The organism is Paraburkholderia sp. BR10923 (assembly GCF_040948765.1).
Lineage (GTDB): Bacteria > Pseudomonadota > Gammaproteobacteria > Burkholderiales > Burkholderiaceae > Paraburkholderia > Paraburkholderia youngii.
Map to the genome: position 1 here is coordinate 257,822 of NZ_JBFPKO010000007.1, position 14,722 is coordinate 272,543.

Below are 14,722 nucleotides of genomic sequence, written 5' to 3' on the forward strand. Positions count from 1 at the left end.
GTCAGGTGCATCAGTCGGGGCGTGAGCTGACCTGGGCGGCAAGGTTCATGGCTGTCCGGAACGTGACGAAACAAAGCTGCGGCTCCCCTTCTTGCAAACCTCACGGTTCCCCTCTGAAGGCTTCACTGCAAGGGGCACCGATGGTCTCGTCTCGACTGCTTCTCAGGGGAAGATCGGGGTCGTGGGCTCCGCACCTTCGAGATCGGCCTTCGGAAAATGATGCGCGACCATCTGCTCGATCTCCTGTTCGCGCGATCCAGGCACGTCGGCCATGATCAGGATCTGGCCGTCATGTATGGCGCCACGAAAGCGCTCGAGTCGTGCGTTCGGTTCGTCGACGCCGATCATCGTGGCCGTCCAGGCCCCGAAGCCGGCACCTGTCAACGTCAATGCGACGACGGCTCCGCCCGCAATCGTGAGCCCCGCGGGAGGAAACACCAGTGCCACGAGGCCGAGAAGCGCGCCGGTCGCACCGCCGAGCGCCACGCCGCGTTCGAGCGAGTGCACGACGTCGCTGCTTTGCAGTAAGGATGCCTCGGGTAACTGTTCGAGTGCGACGCTGTGATTCGCGAGAACATGGATATGTCGCCATGTGATCCGCGCCCGCAGCAAGTCGTCTACGATCGCCTTCGCCGTCGTCGTGTCAGGTACGAGGAAATAAAGACGTCTCATGTCGGCTCTCCATCAATCAAGGAGTCCCCCAACGGGTCGATGCTGTTTATCGTACCCCTGCCGCGTGCCATCGGGAGGCGTAGGTGGCCTGGGGAAATCGATGCAGGAGGCGGCCGTTTTGCATTGCATCGCAGCAAGCGACTCCGCCATTCATCCGCCCTATACATGGGGCGCACTTCCCCCTTGCGCAGCCTTGCACGATGCAGAGGAGAGGACTACCTTTGGTCTAAAGACGTGCCGGCGCGGACAGTACCGAAGTACGGCAAGGCGGCGCCGACGCCTGGAGCCTTTTGTTAGCGGCTGCCAGCGAGTGACGCGCAGCGAGGTGACCTATGTCGCTTGCGATTGCCCTGTTCCTGATCATCGTATTGGCGGTGGGGTTTCACTTTGCCAGCCCGTGGTGGACCACGCCGATCGCCTCGAACTGGGTGCGCATGGACGACATGCTGACGATCACGCTCGTCATCACCGGCGTGTTCTTCATCGCGATCAACCTGTTCATCGTGATCGCATTGCTGCGCTACCGCCACCGCAGGGGTCATCGCGCTGTTTACGAGCCGCACAACAGGCGCCTGGAATGGTGGCTGATCGGCCTGACCTCGGTAGGCGTGGCGGCGTTGCTGGCACCGGGACTCTTCGTCTACGCGGACTACATACGGCCGCCGCGCAACGTGCTGCAGATGGAAGTGTTCGCCCAGCAATGGCAATGGCGCTTCCGCTTTGCCGGCCCCGGTGGCAAGCTGGGTACGACGGACGTTCGCTACATCAGCAACGACAACCCCTTCGGCATGAACCCCGGCGACCCCAACGGCCGTGACAACTACCTGATCGAGACACCCGAGGTGCACCTGCCGTTGAACCGGCCGATCCAGGTCCTGACACGGTCGCGCGACGTGCTGCATGACTTCTACGTACCGCCGTTCCGCGCGCGCATGAACATAGTGCCCGGCATGGTGACCACCTTCTGGTTCACGCCGACCAAGGCCGGGCGTTACGACATTCTGTGCGCGCAGCTTTGCGGTCTCGGGCACGCCAACATGCGCGGCGTGGTGGTAGTGGAAGACGAAGCATCGTTCGCGCGCTGGCTGGCGCAGCAGAGCACGTTCGCGCAGCAGCAGGCCAGGGTGCAGGCCGCAACCGCCGCTGCAGGCGGCGGTGCCCAGGCGCTCGCTAACCAGGGCAAGACGCTCGCAGAGGCCAAGGGCTGCTTCGCCTGCCATACCGTGGACGGCAGTCCGCGCGTGGGCCCCACCTGGAAGGGCCTGTACGGCAAGACCGAAACGATGGCCGACGGCAGCACGGCGAAGGTGGACGAAGCCTATCTGCGCGCCTTCATCCGCAACCCGACGGCCCGCGTCGTGAAGGGCTTCGCACCCATCATGCCGAAGTTCGACCTGAGCGAGCAGGAGCTGACCACGCTGGTGACCTACATCCAATCGCTAGGCGGCTCGGCCGCCACCAGCGCAGCCCAACCCTAGCGGAGCAGACGCAATGACCTACGCGCACCCCGAACACGGCCCGCAAAGCTTCTGGACCCGGTATGTCTGGAGCCAGGACCACAAGGTCATCGCCGTGCAGTACTCGCTGACGGCCATCGCCATCGGCCTGGTCGGCCTTGTGTTGTCGAACCTGATGCGCTTGCAGCTCGGCTTTCCGGGCAAGTTCAGCTTCATCGACGCCAACCACTACTACCAGTTCGTCACCATGCACGGGATGATCATGGTGATCTACCTGCTGACGGCGCTGTTTCTGGGCGGCTTCGGCAACTACCTGATCCCGCTGATGCTGGGCGCGCGCGACATGGTGTTCCCGTTTCTCAACATGCTGAGCTACTGGGTCTACCTGCTGGCCGTGCTGGTGCTGGTGTCGAGCTTCTTCGTGCCAGGCGGGCCGACCGGCGCGGGCTGGACGCTGTATCCACCCCAGGCGATCCTGCCGGGCACGCCGGGCGTGGAATGGGGCATCGTGTTGATGCTGGTGTCGCTGGCGATCTTCATCGTCGCGGCAACGATGGGCGGCTTGAATTACGTCACCACCACACTGCAGGCGCGCACGCGCGGCATGACGCTCATGCGCATGCCGCTCACGGTGTGGGGCATCTTCGCGGCGACCATTCTGGCGCTGCTGGCGTTTCCGGCGCTGTTCGTGTCGGCGGTGATGATGCTGCTCGACAGGACACTCGGCACCAGCTTCTTCGTGCCGGCCGTGGTGTCGATGGGGCAGACGCTCAAGCATGCCGGCGGCAGCCCGCTGCTGTTCCAGCACCTGTTCTGGTTTTTCGGGCATCCGGAGGTCTACATCGTCGCGCTGCCGGCCTTTGGAATCGTGTCGGACCTGATCAGCACCCACGCGCGCAAGAACATCTTCGGCTACAGGATGATGGTGTGGGCCATTATCATCATCGGTGCGCTGAGCTTCGTGGTCTGGGCGCACCACATGTTCATCGCCGGCATGAATCCGTACTTCGGCTTCTTCTTTGCCACGACCACGCTCATCATCGCCGTTCCGACCGCTCTCAAAGTCTACAACTGGGTGCTGACGCTGTGGCGCGGCGATATCCACCTGACCGTGCCGATGCTGTTTGCCATCGGCTTCATCAGCACCTTCGTCCTGGGTGGGCTGACCGGGCTCTACCTCGGCAACGTGAGCGTGGACATTCCGCTGTCGAACACGTACTTCGTGGTGGCGCACTTCCATATGGTGATGGGCGTGTCGCCGATCCTGGTGGTGTTTGGCGGCATCTACCACTGGTATCCGAAGGTGACGGGCCGCATGCTCAACGACACACTCGGGCGCGTGCACTTCTGGGTTACCTTCGTCGGCACCTATGCGATCTACTTCCCGATGCACTATCTCGGCATCCTGGGCATGCCGCGGCGTTATTACCAATATGAGGGCTACAGCTTCATTCCGCATTCGGCGCAGACGCTCAACACGTTCATCACCATCGTTGCGCTGATCGTTGCGGCGGCGCAGTTGCTGTTCCTGTACAACCTGGTGTGGAGCCTCGTGCGCGGCAAGCGTGCCGACGGCAACCCGTGGCGCGCCACCACGCTGGAATGGCAGACGCCGCAAACACCGCCCGTGCACGGCAACTGGGGCGCCGTGCAGCCCGTCGTCTACCGCTGGGCGTACGAATACAGCCCGCCGGGGCGCGCGGAAGACTTCGTCCCGCAAAACCAGCCGCCCGAGACGGCGCCCGAACCGGCACCGGCCCACCCGACGCTGCAACCCGGCGAGGCAAGTGAATGACTACACTGCGCCGCTCCTTCGTTCCTGACGCGCCGCCTGTCTTGCCGAATGCGAGCCGCATCGGCCTGATCATCTTCATGGCGGTGGCAACGACATTGTTTTCACTGCTGCTGCTCGCCTATACGATGCGCATGCGCGAGCCCGACTGGCAGCCGATCCCGCATCCGGCTCTGCTGTGGTGGAACACCGGCGCGCTGGTGCTGGCAAGCATCGCCATGCAGCGCGCCCGGCGGATTACCATGCACCGCGCGGCATGGCTGCTGTCCGGCGGTGTGCTCGCGGCCGTGTTCGTGATCGGACAACTGACCGCCTGGCGCATGCTGTCGGCGGCGGGGCAGACTGTCACCGTCAATCCTTCCAATAGCTTCCTCTACCTGCTCACCGGCCTGCACGGGTTGCATGTGCTGGGCGGGCTGGTGGCCTGGGCCGTGACGATCGCGCGGCTCCAGCGCGGGAACCCGTTCCGGACCCAGCGTGCCATCGCGCTGTGCGCCATCTACTGGCATTTCCTGCTGGCTGTCTGGCTCGTGCTGCTGGCGGCGATGTGGTGGATCACCCCTGGGTTCGTCGCCGCCATCTGCGGGCCGCTGTATGGAGCTGCGCCATGACCACGCCCACGCTCCCGACCGAATCCGCTGTCACCCCGCCCACCGACGCCGGGCCTGACGGCTGGCGCGGCATCGTCACCGACTGGTCGGCCGACCGCGAGGCCTTCAAGGTGCCGTGGGGCAAGGCGATGATGTGGATCTTCCTGCTGTCGGACACCTTCATCTTCAGCAGTTTCCTGATCGGCTACATGACGGTGCGCATGTCGACCACCGTGCCGTGGCCCGACCCTTCCAAGGTGTTCGGGCTCACTGTCTTCGGCGTGGATGTGCCCTTGCTGCTGATCGCCATCATGACGTTCGTCCTGATCAGCAGCAGCGGCACCATGGCGATGGCTGTCAACTTTGGCTACCGGCGCAACGCCAGGCGCGCCGCCCAACTGTTGCTGGCGACCGCGCTGCTGGGCGCGACCTTCGTGTCGATGCAGGCCTTCGAATGGACCAAGCTGATCGTCCATGAAGGTATCCGCCCCTGGAGTAACCCGCTGGGCGCGGCGCAGTTTGGCGCGTGCTTTTTCATGATCACCGGGTTCCACGGCTTTCACGTGAGTTGCGGCGTGATCTACCTGCTGCTGATAAGACGCAAGATCCTGCAGCCGGGGTTCACCGAGCACGGCAACTTCCAGATCGTGGAGATTGCCGGCTTGTACTGGCACTTCGTCGACCTGGTGTGGGTGTTCATCTTTGCGCTGTTCTATTTGTGGTGAGGCAGACCATGGACCACACCGATCTCGCCCAGCGACCCGACGCCGCGCACGGCCAGCAGCATCCGATCGGCATTTACCTGAAGATCTGGGGCCTGCTGTTCGTACTGAGCACGTTGTCGTACATGGTCGATTACTTCCACGTGCAGGGCCTGCTGCGCTGGACGCTGATCATCGTGCTGATGATCGCCAAGGCTGGGCTGATCGTGTCGATTTTCATGCACATGATGTGGGAGCGGCTGGCGCTGGTGTACGCGATCCTGATACCGCCCCTGTGCCTGCTGGTGCTGCTGGTGCTGATGGCTGCCGAAGCGCATCACACCTTCGGCATGCGCGAACTCTTCTTCCATTGATCGCTGCTGAGTCAGTCCGACATCAGATGTTTCGATCAAGTCGTTCAGCACGGAAACAATGTTCGAAACCATTCAATACTTCCATCGGTTTCGTCAAGCATGGAATCCGCCGCCGGATACTTGCACGTATCAGGGGGGTTCATTCAGCACGGGGGCGCGCCTGGAACGCACCGCTCCAAATACAAAACGGCCCGACAAATGCCGGGCCGTTCATGTTTCCTGGCTCGCTGAAAATTTCGGCGAAAAACACCTTCGAATCAGGCGTGCTTCTCACTGAATTCGCTGAGCGGCACAGGCTGCTTGAGCGGATCGAAGTCGGCCCACCGCCCTTGTTGCCAGTTGCCGGTCGCGCGTTCGATCGCCGCGCCTCCCGCATCGCGCAGCACCCGTGCGGCGTCCAACTGGTTGTCCGGCGACACGTGTACGGCCACCAGCACGCCGGAACCACGGATTTCTTCGTCGCTGGCTTCCTGCGTGCGCATCATCGCGCCGACCAAAGCACCGACATACGCACTCACCCCGGCTGCGATCAGCGACACGATGAGCGGCGCCGAAAACACCGCGAAGATCCCGACGCCTAGCACGGCGCCAACCGCTGCGCCAATCGTGACACCAATCTCGGCACCCTTCGGCGCCTCTCTCGCGTTTGCGTCGGTGCTGGTACCACCGCCGGGCTGAAAACGTGCGTGCTGGCCGGGCGGATTGACGAAAAACAGGGTGACGTCCTCCTCGACGAAACCGGCATTGAAGAGCCGTTGCACCGCGTCTTCAGCGGCGGGGAATGTCGTAAAGCGTGCTGCGACGATGAGTGACATGTGGCCTCCTTCCATCATTGACTAGCGGTAGCAGACTATGCCGCCCCACCTCACCGGTGCCGAGGCAAAGGTGCACGCGGTGGCACGCACCGGGACTACGCCATGGTGCCGCGATCGGGTTCCATTCCGTCCACTCTGAACAGTCCGCTATGTAACATTACGCCTTTGCCGCCGTTCTGGTTGATCACTTTCGCGCACACCGAACGGATACGCTTGCGGCCGTTGCCGAAAGCAGACATCAAGGCATTTGACCCTCCACTGCGAGTTAAAAGATTAATTATCGATTCGCTGACACGCTGCACGCTACGTGGTCGCCAGAACGCAGATCATTCCTCGGGATGACGATAGTCACGCGGCGCTATCAATCTCGCGACACAGAGAACTAGAATGAATTATCCGAATCAATCGGGAGAAAAATCGTGCAACTTCACATGGGTTCCCATCAATTCACACACGGCCAGCCCGACTGGCGGGCAGCCGTGCTGGCAGGCGTCATCGCGGGGGCTGTGTTCCTGGCGTTAGGAGTTGTCCTGATGGCAGTGATGACGGGCGGAAGTCTGCTGGAGCCCCCACGCATGGTCGCAGCGATCATGCTGGGACGAGGCGCATTGCAATCGCCGCAATCATTCTCAATTGGCATCGTGCTCGCGGCCTTTGTGGTGCATTTTGGCCTTGCCATCGTATTGGCGCTTATCCTCGGTCTGATCATGACGTCATTCAAGCTTGACTCGAGCATGGGAATGGCTTCACTGGCGGGTGGCGCCTTCGCTGTACTCGTTTACCTGATCAATTTCTACGGCATGACCCAGTTTTTTCCGTGGTTTGCAGAAGCGCGCAACGGCGCCAGCCTGTTCGTTCACATCGTCTTCGGTATCTGCGTCGCGAACCTGTACATGAGACTGGAGCGCAACAGAGTCAGGGCGGACGCGGGCGGCCCGTCGTAGCCCGGTCGTAATCAAACGAGCAGGTCACGAATTCACCGGTGATGCGCGGTGTTCGTATTGACACCGCGGTGCAAATGACAAAAGAGGCGCGATCGAAATAATCACGCCTCTTTTTTACAGCCGACCGCAGTCCCCGTCACGTCAATCGATCGCCCTGCCCGCGGTCTCGCGCATGAACGGCAGCGGCAGCAACGACACGACGCCGCAGCCGATCAGATACCACGCCGGCGCGAGATTGCTGCCCGAAACCTGAATCAGCCAGGTCGCGAAGAACTGCGCGAAGCCGCCGAAAATCGACACGCCGAGGCAGTACACGATCGACATGCCGGTCGCGCGAATCGCGCGCGGGAACAGCTCAGGCAGCATCACGATGTTCGGCACCGCAGTGAACGTGACGAGCAGCGCGAGGCCCGCGACCACCGCGAGCAGCACCGGCACCGTCGGCGAAGCATTGATCGTCATGAACGCCGGATAGACGGCGAAAATCAGCAACACGCGCGATACCCACAGCACGCGCTTGCGGCCGAGCCGATCGGACAGCGCGCCCGCGAACGGCGAGCAGATCACCGTGACCACCGCGCCGGTCCACGCGGCCCACAGCGCGATCGCCATCGGCAGATGCAGGATGCGGATCGCGTATGTCGACAGATAGAACAGCACGATGTAGTTCGCCGCGGTGCCGCCGATCGTCGTCAGCACGCCGGTCGTGATCGAGCGTGCGTGGTCGCGGAACAGGTCGCGGACCGGCAGCGACGGAGTTTGCGCCACGGGCTGCGCACCCATTTCACCAGCCGCTGCCGCGCCATCTTCGACACCCGGCAGCGTCTCGTCGAGATGCCGCCGGATGTAGATGCCGATCGGCCCCATCGCCATGCCGATCACGAACGGCACGCGCCAGCCCCAGCTTTCGAGCGCGGCCGGCGACAGCGTCGCGGCCAACGCGACGCCGAGCAGCGACCCCACCACCGTGTTCATCCCCTGGCTCACGAACTGCCAGCTGCCGTAAAAGCCGCGCGTGCGATCGCTGCCGTATTCGAGCAGCAGCGCCGTCGATGCGCCCACCTCGCCGCCCAGCGCAAAGCCCTGGATCAGCCGCGCGAGAATCACGAGCAGCGGCGCCGCGACGCCGATCGCCGCATAGGTCGGCGCGAACGCGATGATCGCCGAACCGAGCGTCATCAGCCACAGCGTCAGGCTCATTGCGGCCTTGCGTCCGGCGCGGTCCGCGTAGCCGCCCAGCACGATGCCGCCCACCGGCCGCATGATGAATCCGACGCCGAACGTGCCGACCGCGAGCATCAGTTGCACGAGTTGTCCCTCGACCGGGAAATACAGCTTGCCGATGATCGTCGCGAAGAAGCTGTAGATCGTGAAGTCGAAAAACTCGAGGCCGTTGCCGAGCGTGATCGCGGCGATCGCCTTTGCGTGGCCGACGCGCTTTTGAGCTTGATCGGCGAGGCGCGACGCATCGAGCGCATCGAGTCCGTTGGCGGCCGCGGGCCGCGGTGTGGCGGAATAGTCCATTTGTGTCTCCATCGTTATCCTTGTGCTGCGAGGGCAACGCGCTCGCGCGCCGCCGCGTCAAACGAGGAACGTCTGCGCGAGCTTGACCCAGTAGGCCGCGCCGGTCGCGAGGCAGGCGTCGTTGAAGTCGTAGCCGGGGTTGTGGACCATGCAGCCGCCCTCGCCGTCACCGTTGCCGATGATCAGATAGCTGCCCGGGCAGCGTTCGAGCAGGAACGCGAAGTCCTCGCTGCCGGTCAGCGGCTGCATGTCGCGAATCAGCCCGTCTTCGCCGAGCCAATCGAGCGCAACCTGGCGCGCGAGCGCGGTCATGGCCGCATCGTTGACGAGCACCGGATAGCGGCGCTGATAGTCGACCTCGGCGCGCGCGCCGAATACGGCCGCCTGGCCGGTCGCGACCTCGGTGATGCGCTGCTGCAGTTGGTCGCGGACCTCGGGCCGCAGCGCGCGCACCGACAGGCGCATCTCGGCGGTTTCGGGAATCACGTTCGGCGCTTCGCCGGCGTGAATCGCGCCGACCGTGATGATCGACATATCGAGCGGCGCGATATTGCGCGACACGATGGACTGCAGCGCGAGCACGATCTGCGCGCACACGACGACCGGATCGACCGCCTTGTGCGGCACCGCGCCATGACCGCCGCGGCCGATCACCTTGATGATCACCGTATCCGACGACGCCATGAACGACCCCGGCATGAAGCCCAGCTTGCCAGTGGGAAAGCCCGGCATGTTGTGCATCGCGAACACGGCGTCGCAGGGGAACTGCTCGAACAGGCCGTCGTCGAGCATTTTCTTCGCGCCGGCAAGCCCTTCCTCGGCCGGCTGGAAGATCAGATTCAGCGTGCCGTCGAAACTCTTTTCATGCGCCAGATACCTGGCGGCGGCGAGCAGCATCGCCGTGTGGCCGTCGTGACCGCATGCGTGCATCTTGCCGGGCCGCTTGCTCGCGTATGGCAGGCCGGTGGTTTCCTGGATCGGCAGCGCGTCCATGTCGGCGCGCAGGCCGAGCCGGCGCGTGCCGTTGCCGAGCTTCAGTTGACCGACCACGCCCGTTTGCCCCAAGCCGCGATGCACGGTGTAGCCCCACTCCCGCAGGCGTTCGGCGACCAGATCGCCGGTCGCGAACTCCTCGTAGGCGAGCTCCGGATGCGCGTGGATGCTGTGTCGCAGCGCGACCATTTCCTGTTCGATTTCGGCGATGCCCGCCGGAATGACCATCGTGTTCATGCCGTCTGTCTCCATGTCAGCGTGAACCGAGCATAGCCGTGCCGAATTTCGAGAGGCAGGCGTAGAATCGTTGCGGGTGCCAACCACTGGTTGCCCCCTTTCATCCTCCTGATTCGCATGAAACTGCATCAGCTCAATACCTTGGCCGCGATCGCGGATACCGGAAGTATCCGGGCTGCCGCCCGCTCGCTGGGGCTGTCGCCGGCCGCCGTGACCAAGGCGATGCGCGAACTCGAAGCCGACCTGCACGCGCCGCTGATCGTGCGCAGCGCGAGCGGTGTCGCGTTCACCGAGTTCGGCCGCGCGCTCGTCGTGCATGCGCGGCTCGTGCTCGGCCAGTTGCAGCGCGCGCAAGCCGAGATCGAGGCATTGCGCGGAGCCGCGGCCGGCAAGCTGTCGATCGGCGTCACGCCGTGGGTCGCGCTGACCTTTCTGCCGCCCGCCGTGCGGCGTTTTCGCGAACGGATGCCGGACGTGCAACTGGAATTTTTCGAAGGCCTGCTCGCGGTCGTGCAGCCGCGTCTGCGCGACGGCAGCCTCGATTTTTCGATCGGTCGGCCGCCGCCCGCGTCGCCGCAGTCGGAGTTTCAGAACGCGCCGCTCTTTTCGACGCACGCGGCGGTGGTCGCGCGGCGCGACCATCCGAAGGCCGGATGCCGCACGCTGCTCGACCTTCAGAACGAGGAATGGATCCTCAACTGGGACCCGGCGAGCCGCGAGTCGATGTCGAACAATCTGTTCGTCAAGCGCGGCATGCGGGTGCCGCACACGATCGTGCTCGCGCATTCGCTCGCGATCGTGCTAGGCCTGCTCGCGCACACGGACATGGTCAGCATCTTTCCGTGGCCGCTCGTCGAGGCGATACGCGCGAAGGAAAACCTGTGGGCGCTGCCGCTGCGCGAAACGCTCGACGAAACCATCATCAGCATCACGTCGCGGCGCGGTGCGCCGACGAGCCCGGCGGCCGCCTGCTTTCTCGACTGCCTGCGCGAGACGATCGACGAAGGCGCGCGCTCGCAGAACCCCGAACAGCGCCGGCTGTTTCATTCGATCGAACTGATGCTGTAGCGCTCGGAGCGTTCCTGCATGCGTCTTCGCTGTGTCGTCAATCGAGAAACTCGCCGGCCCGCTTCCTGAGCATCGCGCTGAAATCGTCGAGCCAGCCGATCGACAGCCGCCAGCTCTGCCAGTACAGATCGACGTCGATATGCTTGCCCGGCGCGACCTCGACCAGTTCGCCGCGCTGCAGATGCCCGGCGACCATCCGCTCCGGGCACATGCCCCAGCCGAGGCTCATCACGCACGCGCGCATAAAGCCGGCGACGTGCGGAATCCAGTGCAGCGGCGGATCGATCTCCGCGCGTGTGATGCGCCGCATGAAGCGCTTTTGCAGCTGATCCTTGGGGTTGAAGTCGACGCACGGCGTGCGCCGCAGGCTGTCGCGCGTGACGCCGTCGGCGAAATAGCGCGCGAAAAACGCCGGTGAGCACACCGCGAGGTATCGCATGCGGCCGAGGCGCGTCGAGCGGCAGCCCTGCACCGGTTCGGCCTGCGTCGTGATCGCGCCCTGCACGCTGCCGTCGCGGATGCGCTGCGCGGTGTAGTCCTGGTCGTCGATCACGAGGTCGAGCAGCATCTCGCGTTCGACGCAGAACGGCGCGACCGCGTCGATGAACCAGGTGCCGACGCTGTCGTCATTGACGGCGACGCGCAGCGCCGGCCACTGCTCGACGAGCGCGCCGGGCAGTGTCGGCAGGCGGCCGTTCAGTTCCGCTTCGAGCAATTGCACGCGCTCGGTGTGGCGGCAGAGCAGCGCGCCCGAGGTGGTGGCGACGCACGGCTGACCGCGCTTCACCAGCACGCTGCCGACGCGCTCCTCGAGCAGCTTGACCCGCTGCGACACCGCGGACGCAGTGATATTCAGCTCGCTTGCAGCACGGTCGAACGAGCCGTGGCGGACCACGGCGGCCAGCGCATCGAGCAAGGCGTAGTCGAGCATTAGCGTTCCTTAATCGGCATTAAGTAAATTAGGTTCTCTTATGTGACGCAATCACGCAGACTAGCGCGGCTGGAATATCCCGTCTATCCCTACTGCTTCCATTTTTCGGACCATTTATGAACTGGCTGTCTTTCTCCCACGGCGCGGCGCTGTGCGCATCACTGATCGTGACGATCGGCGCGCAGAATGCGTTCGTCCTGCGGCAGGGCATCATGCGCTCGCACGTCGGCAAGATCGTGCTGTTGTGCACGTTGTCGGATTTCATTCTGATCGGCGCAGGCGTCGGCGGCGCCGCGGTGCTGATGGAGCGCTACCCGCGCTTCGTACACGCGATGCTCTACGTCGGGCTCGCGTATCTGGCCTGGTTCGGCATCAGCGCGCTGCGCCGCGCGGTACGGCCGGGACACGCGGTGCTCGACGGTTCGAGCGGCGCATCCGCCGATCAAGTCCCGCCCACGCAACGCGCGCTGCCGATCATCCTGATGACGCTCGCGTTCACGTGGCTCAATCCGCACGTCTATCTGGACACGTTTCTGTTGATCGGCACGGCCGGCGCGCGCGAACCGCAAGGCGCGCGGGTCGCCTTCGCGCTCGGCGCGATGACGGTCAGCGCAGTGTGGTTCGTCGCGCTCGGCTATGGCGCGCGCATGCTGGCGCCGCTGTTTCGCCGCGCGACTGCGTGGCGTGTGCTGGATGGCGCGATCGGCAGCATGGTGTTGCTGCTGGCGGTTACGCAGTTGCGTTGAGCGTTCGACGCGGGCCTTATTCCACGCCCGATTCTTGCCGCGCATCTTGCGCGGCCTGCGCTTCGGCTTCGTCGCGCGGCACGAGGTTCATCAGCCGCGCGAGCACCGGCCACTTCAGCAGCGACTGCTCGTAAGCCTCCTTCGCCTGGGCATCGAAATAGCGGCCCGCCTCGACCTCCGGCAGACGCAGTGCGAGGCCGCTGATATCGTCGACGGGCCAGCCGCCGCGCGCGGCGTTATTCGACGTATTGCGCGCCTTCATCATTTGCCGTCCACCCACACGCCGTCCGGCGTCTTCACCACATAGCCGGACGCGGTCTTCATCGTCACCGTCCCCTCGTTTTCGCCGACCATCTGCGTTTGCGGCAGATTCGTCGCGTACTGCGACAGGCTCACACCCGGCTTGAACGGGCTGTTCGACACGAGATTCGACAGCAGCTGGGCGAGCGCGAGGAAGCTCGACGGATCGTCGATCACCGTGGTCGGCCCATGATTGCCCTGGAAGCCGACCACGCGCACGCCGACCGGCCCGTGCACGATGCGCGGCGTCGGAATCTCGCGCAGGCCCGCGACCTGGTTCGTGTCGCCGCGCAGCGCCGCGCCGTGCTCGGGCACGAACACGATCACCGCGCGCCGCCCGGACGATGCGATCAGATCGGCGAAGCGGTCGAAGTCGCTCATCAGCTTGTTCACGCGCAGTGGATATGAATCGATACTCGTCAGGTTGCTATTCGGCAGCCGGTTGCCATCGTGCAGGCTGATCGTGTTGTAGTACAGCGCGACCGGCCCGGCGATGCTCGCGCGCTGCGCGTACCACGCGGCGAGCGTCTCGTAGTCGTCGCGAATCGGCGAGCCGTCGAACGCATGCATCGCGACCGGCACGCTCGTGTTCGGAATCAGCGGCACGTTCGGAATGCCGGCGTTGTCGTGGATCAGTTCCAGGAAATTGTCGAAGTGGCCGTCGTGGTTCAGCATCGTCTGCGGCGTGTAGCCGGCCTGCGCGAGATCGGCGAGCAGATAGCACTGCTGCGGCGCGTTCTTGTACAGGTCCGCGTGCGCCTGCTGGCCGCAGCTCGCGCGCAGCACGCGAATCGCGGCCGGCCCGCTATAGCTCGCCGCGGTGCTGAAGTTCGTGAACAGATAGTCGAAGCGGGACAGCAGCGGATGATTGCGCGCCTTCGCGACATCGAGGTCGTCCCACGACAGCGAGCAGATGTGCAGCACGATCACGTCGAACTGCGCGTTCGGATCGGCGGCCAGATGGCCGAAGCTGACCTGCCGTTGCGACTCCTGCGTGCGGAACGCGGCGAGCGCAGCGTTATGGTCGAGCGGCTGCGCGGCGAGCGGGTTGTTCGCTCCATTCGGGCCGGCATTCGCCGCTGCGTTCGCCGACGCTCCACGCAGTTGCGCGAGCACCACGCCGCCCTCGTGCCACAGCGGAACCGCGACCAGCGCGATCAGCACGAAGGTCGCGACGCGCACCCAGCGATTCACGATCAGATAGCCGACGAGCGCGCCGAGCGCGGCGAGCAGCAGCATCGGCGGCAGGAAGCGCTGCGCCAGTTCGAGCCAGTAGCCGTAGCTGAACGTGGTCAGATTGCCGAACTCCTCGGACAGACGCGAGAACGGCGGCACGTTCGCCTCGTAGTACATCAGCGGCACGCCGAGCGCGAGACCGACCAGGTTGCGCACGATGCGCAGCGCGCGCCGGCGCAGCGTCGAAGTCACGACGAGCGCGAGCGCGAAGCCGAGATTCGCGAGCCACAGCGGCTGCAGATGGCCGCCCGCGAACAGGTACAGCTTGAGGATGAAGTACAGGTTCCACAAAGTCATCGACAGGTTCTCTCTTTGGCCTGCGCGCGCCACGATGCGCGCAGG

At 64.3% G+C, this 14,722-nt stretch carries 15 protein-coding genes; 8 read left to right on the forward strand and 7 right to left on the reverse strand.

What is annotated here, in order from left to right; all coding sequences use genetic code 11:
• Positions 1-162 precede the first annotated feature (162 nt).
• On the reverse strand, positions 163-672 hold the full coding sequence (locus AB3X94_RS15790) for a DUF1269 domain-containing protein (RefSeq protein ID WP_176108992.1): 510 nt from the start codon (positions 670-672) through the stop codon (positions 163-165).
• A gap of 332 nt (positions 673-1,004) precedes the next feature.
• Between AB3X94_RS15790 and AB3X94_RS15795 the strand changes: the two genes are divergently transcribed.
• The 5 genes from AB3X94_RS15795 to AB3X94_RS15815 are packed head-to-tail and all read left to right on the forward strand — an operon-like array spanning position 1,005 to position 5,586.
• Positions 1,005-2,150, forward strand: a complete 1,146-nt coding sequence (locus tag AB3X94_RS15795; protein ID WP_368612034.1) for a c-type cytochrome — start codon at positions 1,005-1,007, stop codon at positions 2,148-2,150.
• Positions 2,151-2,163: 13 nt separating this feature from the next.
• A complete protein-coding gene (ctaD, locus tag AB3X94_RS15800) occupies positions 2,164-3,924 on the forward strand; it encodes a cytochrome c oxidase subunit I (RefSeq protein ID WP_176108994.1) in 1,761 nt (586 codons plus the stop codon).
• On the forward strand, positions 3,921-4,532 hold the full coding sequence (locus AB3X94_RS15805) for a cytochrome c oxidase subunit 3 (RefSeq protein WP_368612035.1): 612 nt from the start codon (positions 3,921-3,923) through the stop codon (positions 4,530-4,532). Before ctaD ends, AB3X94_RS15805 begins: the two co-directional genes overlap by 4 nt.
• Positions 4,529-5,236 (forward strand): heme-copper oxidase subunit III family protein, encoded by a 708-nt coding sequence (locus AB3X94_RS15810; RefSeq protein ID WP_368612036.1) that lies wholly within the window; start codon positions 4,529-4,531, stop codon positions 5,234-5,236. The genes AB3X94_RS15805 and AB3X94_RS15810 overlap by 4 nt, the downstream gene beginning before the upstream one ends.
• Positions 5,237-5,244: 8 nt before the next feature.
• Positions 5,245-5,586 carry a cytochrome C oxidase subunit IV family protein gene (locus tag AB3X94_RS15815; protein ID WP_176108997.1) on the forward strand — a complete coding sequence of 114 codons (342 nt, stop codon included), beginning with the start codon at positions 5,245-5,247 and terminating at the stop codon, positions 5,584-5,586.
• Between the two features lie 257 nt (positions 5,587-5,843).
• Here the strand turns inward: AB3X94_RS15815 and AB3X94_RS15820 are convergent, their stop codons facing one another.
• The gene (locus AB3X94_RS15820; RefSeq protein WP_176378067.1) at positions 5,844-6,401 is read right to left on the reverse strand and encodes a glycine zipper domain-containing protein; all 558 of its coding nucleotides are present in this window, start codon (positions 6,399-6,401) and stop codon (positions 5,844-5,846) included.
• A 419-nt stretch (positions 6,402-6,820) separates the two neighbouring features.
• On the opposite strand from AB3X94_RS15820, the gene AB3X94_RS15825 reads away from it, so the two are divergent.
• Entirely contained in the window at positions 6,821-7,345 is a 525-nt protein-coding gene (locus tag AB3X94_RS15825; protein WP_176108999.1) for a hypothetical protein, read from the forward strand.
• Positions 7,346-7,486: 141 nt separating this feature from the next.
• Here AB3X94_RS15825 and AB3X94_RS15830 read toward each other — a convergent pair whose 3' ends face one another.
• Together AB3X94_RS15830 and AB3X94_RS15835 are read right to left on the reverse strand one after the other, a co-directional pair.
• Positions 7,487-8,869 (reverse strand): MFS transporter, encoded by a 1,383-nt coding sequence (locus AB3X94_RS15830; RefSeq protein ID WP_368612037.1) that lies wholly within the window; start codon positions 8,867-8,869, stop codon positions 7,487-7,489.
• 57 nt (positions 8,870-8,926) lie between these two features.
• Positions 8,927-10,099 (reverse strand): M20 aminoacylase family protein, encoded by a 1,173-nt coding sequence (locus AB3X94_RS15835; RefSeq protein ID WP_368612038.1) that lies wholly within the window; start codon positions 10,097-10,099, stop codon positions 8,927-8,929.
• 117 nt (positions 10,100-10,216) lie between these two features.
• Here AB3X94_RS15835 and AB3X94_RS15840 point away from each other — a divergent pair, with 117 nt between their 5' ends.
• On the forward strand, positions 10,217-11,167 hold the full coding sequence (locus AB3X94_RS15840; protein ID WP_176123392.1) for a LysR family transcriptional regulator: 951 nt from the start codon (positions 10,217-10,219) through the stop codon (positions 11,165-11,167).
• A 37-nt stretch (positions 11,168-11,204) separates the two neighbouring features.
• On the opposite strand, the gene AB3X94_RS15845 is transcribed toward AB3X94_RS15840, so the two are convergent.
• Entirely contained in the window at positions 11,205-12,098 is an 894-nt protein-coding gene (locus tag AB3X94_RS15845; RefSeq protein WP_176109003.1) for a LysR family transcriptional regulator ArgP, read from the reverse strand.
• 116 nt (positions 12,099-12,214) lie between these two features.
• Here AB3X94_RS15845 and AB3X94_RS15850 point away from each other — a divergent pair, with 116 nt between their 5' ends.
• Positions 12,215-12,844, forward strand: a complete 630-nt coding sequence (locus AB3X94_RS15850) for a LysE/ArgO family amino acid transporter (RefSeq protein WP_368612039.1) — start codon at positions 12,215-12,217, stop codon at positions 12,842-12,844.
• A gap of 16 nt (positions 12,845-12,860) precedes the next feature.
• Here the strand turns inward: AB3X94_RS15850 and AB3X94_RS15855 are convergent, their stop codons facing one another.
• The gene (locus AB3X94_RS15855) at positions 12,861-13,109 is read right to left on the reverse strand and encodes a hypothetical protein (protein ID WP_368612040.1); all 249 of its coding nucleotides are present in this window, start codon (positions 13,107-13,109) and stop codon (positions 12,861-12,863) included.
• Entirely contained in the window at positions 13,106-14,677 is a 1,572-nt protein-coding gene (bcsG, locus tag AB3X94_RS15860; protein WP_368612041.1) for a cellulose biosynthesis protein BcsG, read from the reverse strand. The genes AB3X94_RS15855 and bcsG overlap by 4 nt, the downstream gene beginning before the upstream one ends.
• Positions 14,678-14,722: the final 45 nt, after the last annotated feature.

Excerpts from the sequence above, each read along its gene's own strand:
- AB3X94_RS15790 (WP_176108992.1), bottom strand. The coding sequence starts at position 672 with ATGAGACGTCTTTATTTCCTCGTACCTGACACGACGACGGCGAAGGCG.
- AB3X94_RS15795 (WP_368612034.1), top strand. The coding sequence starts at position 1,005 with ATGTCGCTTGCGATTGCCCTGTTCCTGATCATCGTATTGGCGGTGGGG.
- ctaD (WP_176108994.1), top strand. The coding sequence starts at position 2,164 with ATGACCTACGCGCACCCCGAACACGGCCCGCAAAGCTTCTGGACCCGG.
- AB3X94_RS15805 (WP_368612035.1), top strand. The coding sequence starts at position 3,921 with ATGACTACACTGCGCCGCTCCTTCGTTCCTGACGCGCCGCCTGTCTTG.
- AB3X94_RS15810 (WP_368612036.1), top strand. The coding sequence starts at position 4,529 with ATGACCACGCCCACGCTCCCGACCGAATCCGCTGTCACCCCGCCCACC.
- AB3X94_RS15815 (WP_176108997.1), top strand. The coding sequence starts at position 5,245 with ATGGACCACACCGATCTCGCCCAGCGACCCGACGCCGCGCACGGCCAG.
- AB3X94_RS15820 (WP_176378067.1), bottom strand. The coding sequence starts at position 6,401 with ATGTCACTCATCGTCGCAGCACGCTTTACGACATTCCCCGCCGCTGAA.
- AB3X94_RS15830 (WP_368612037.1), bottom strand. The coding sequence starts at position 8,869 with ATGGACTATTCCGCCACACCGCGGCCCGCGGCCGCCAACGGACTCGAT.
- AB3X94_RS15835 (WP_368612038.1), bottom strand. The coding sequence starts at position 10,099 with ATGAACACGATGGTCATTCCGGCGGGCATCGCCGAAATCGAACAGGAA.
- AB3X94_RS15840 (WP_176123392.1), top strand. The coding sequence starts at position 10,217 with ATGAAACTGCATCAGCTCAATACCTTGGCCGCGATCGCGGATACCGGA.
- AB3X94_RS15845 (WP_176109003.1), bottom strand. The coding sequence starts at position 12,098 with ATGCTCGACTACGCCTTGCTCGATGCGCTGGCCGCCGTGGTCCGCCAC.
- AB3X94_RS15850 (WP_368612039.1), top strand. The coding sequence starts at position 12,215 with ATGAACTGGCTGTCTTTCTCCCACGGCGCGGCGCTGTGCGCATCACTG.
- AB3X94_RS15855 (WP_368612040.1), bottom strand. The coding sequence starts at position 13,109 with ATGATGAAGGCGCGCAATACGTCGAATAACGCCGCGCGCGGCGGCTGG.
- bcsG (WP_368612041.1), bottom strand. The coding sequence starts at position 14,677 with ATGACTTTGTGGAACCTGTACTTCATCCTCAAGCTGTACCTGTTCGCG.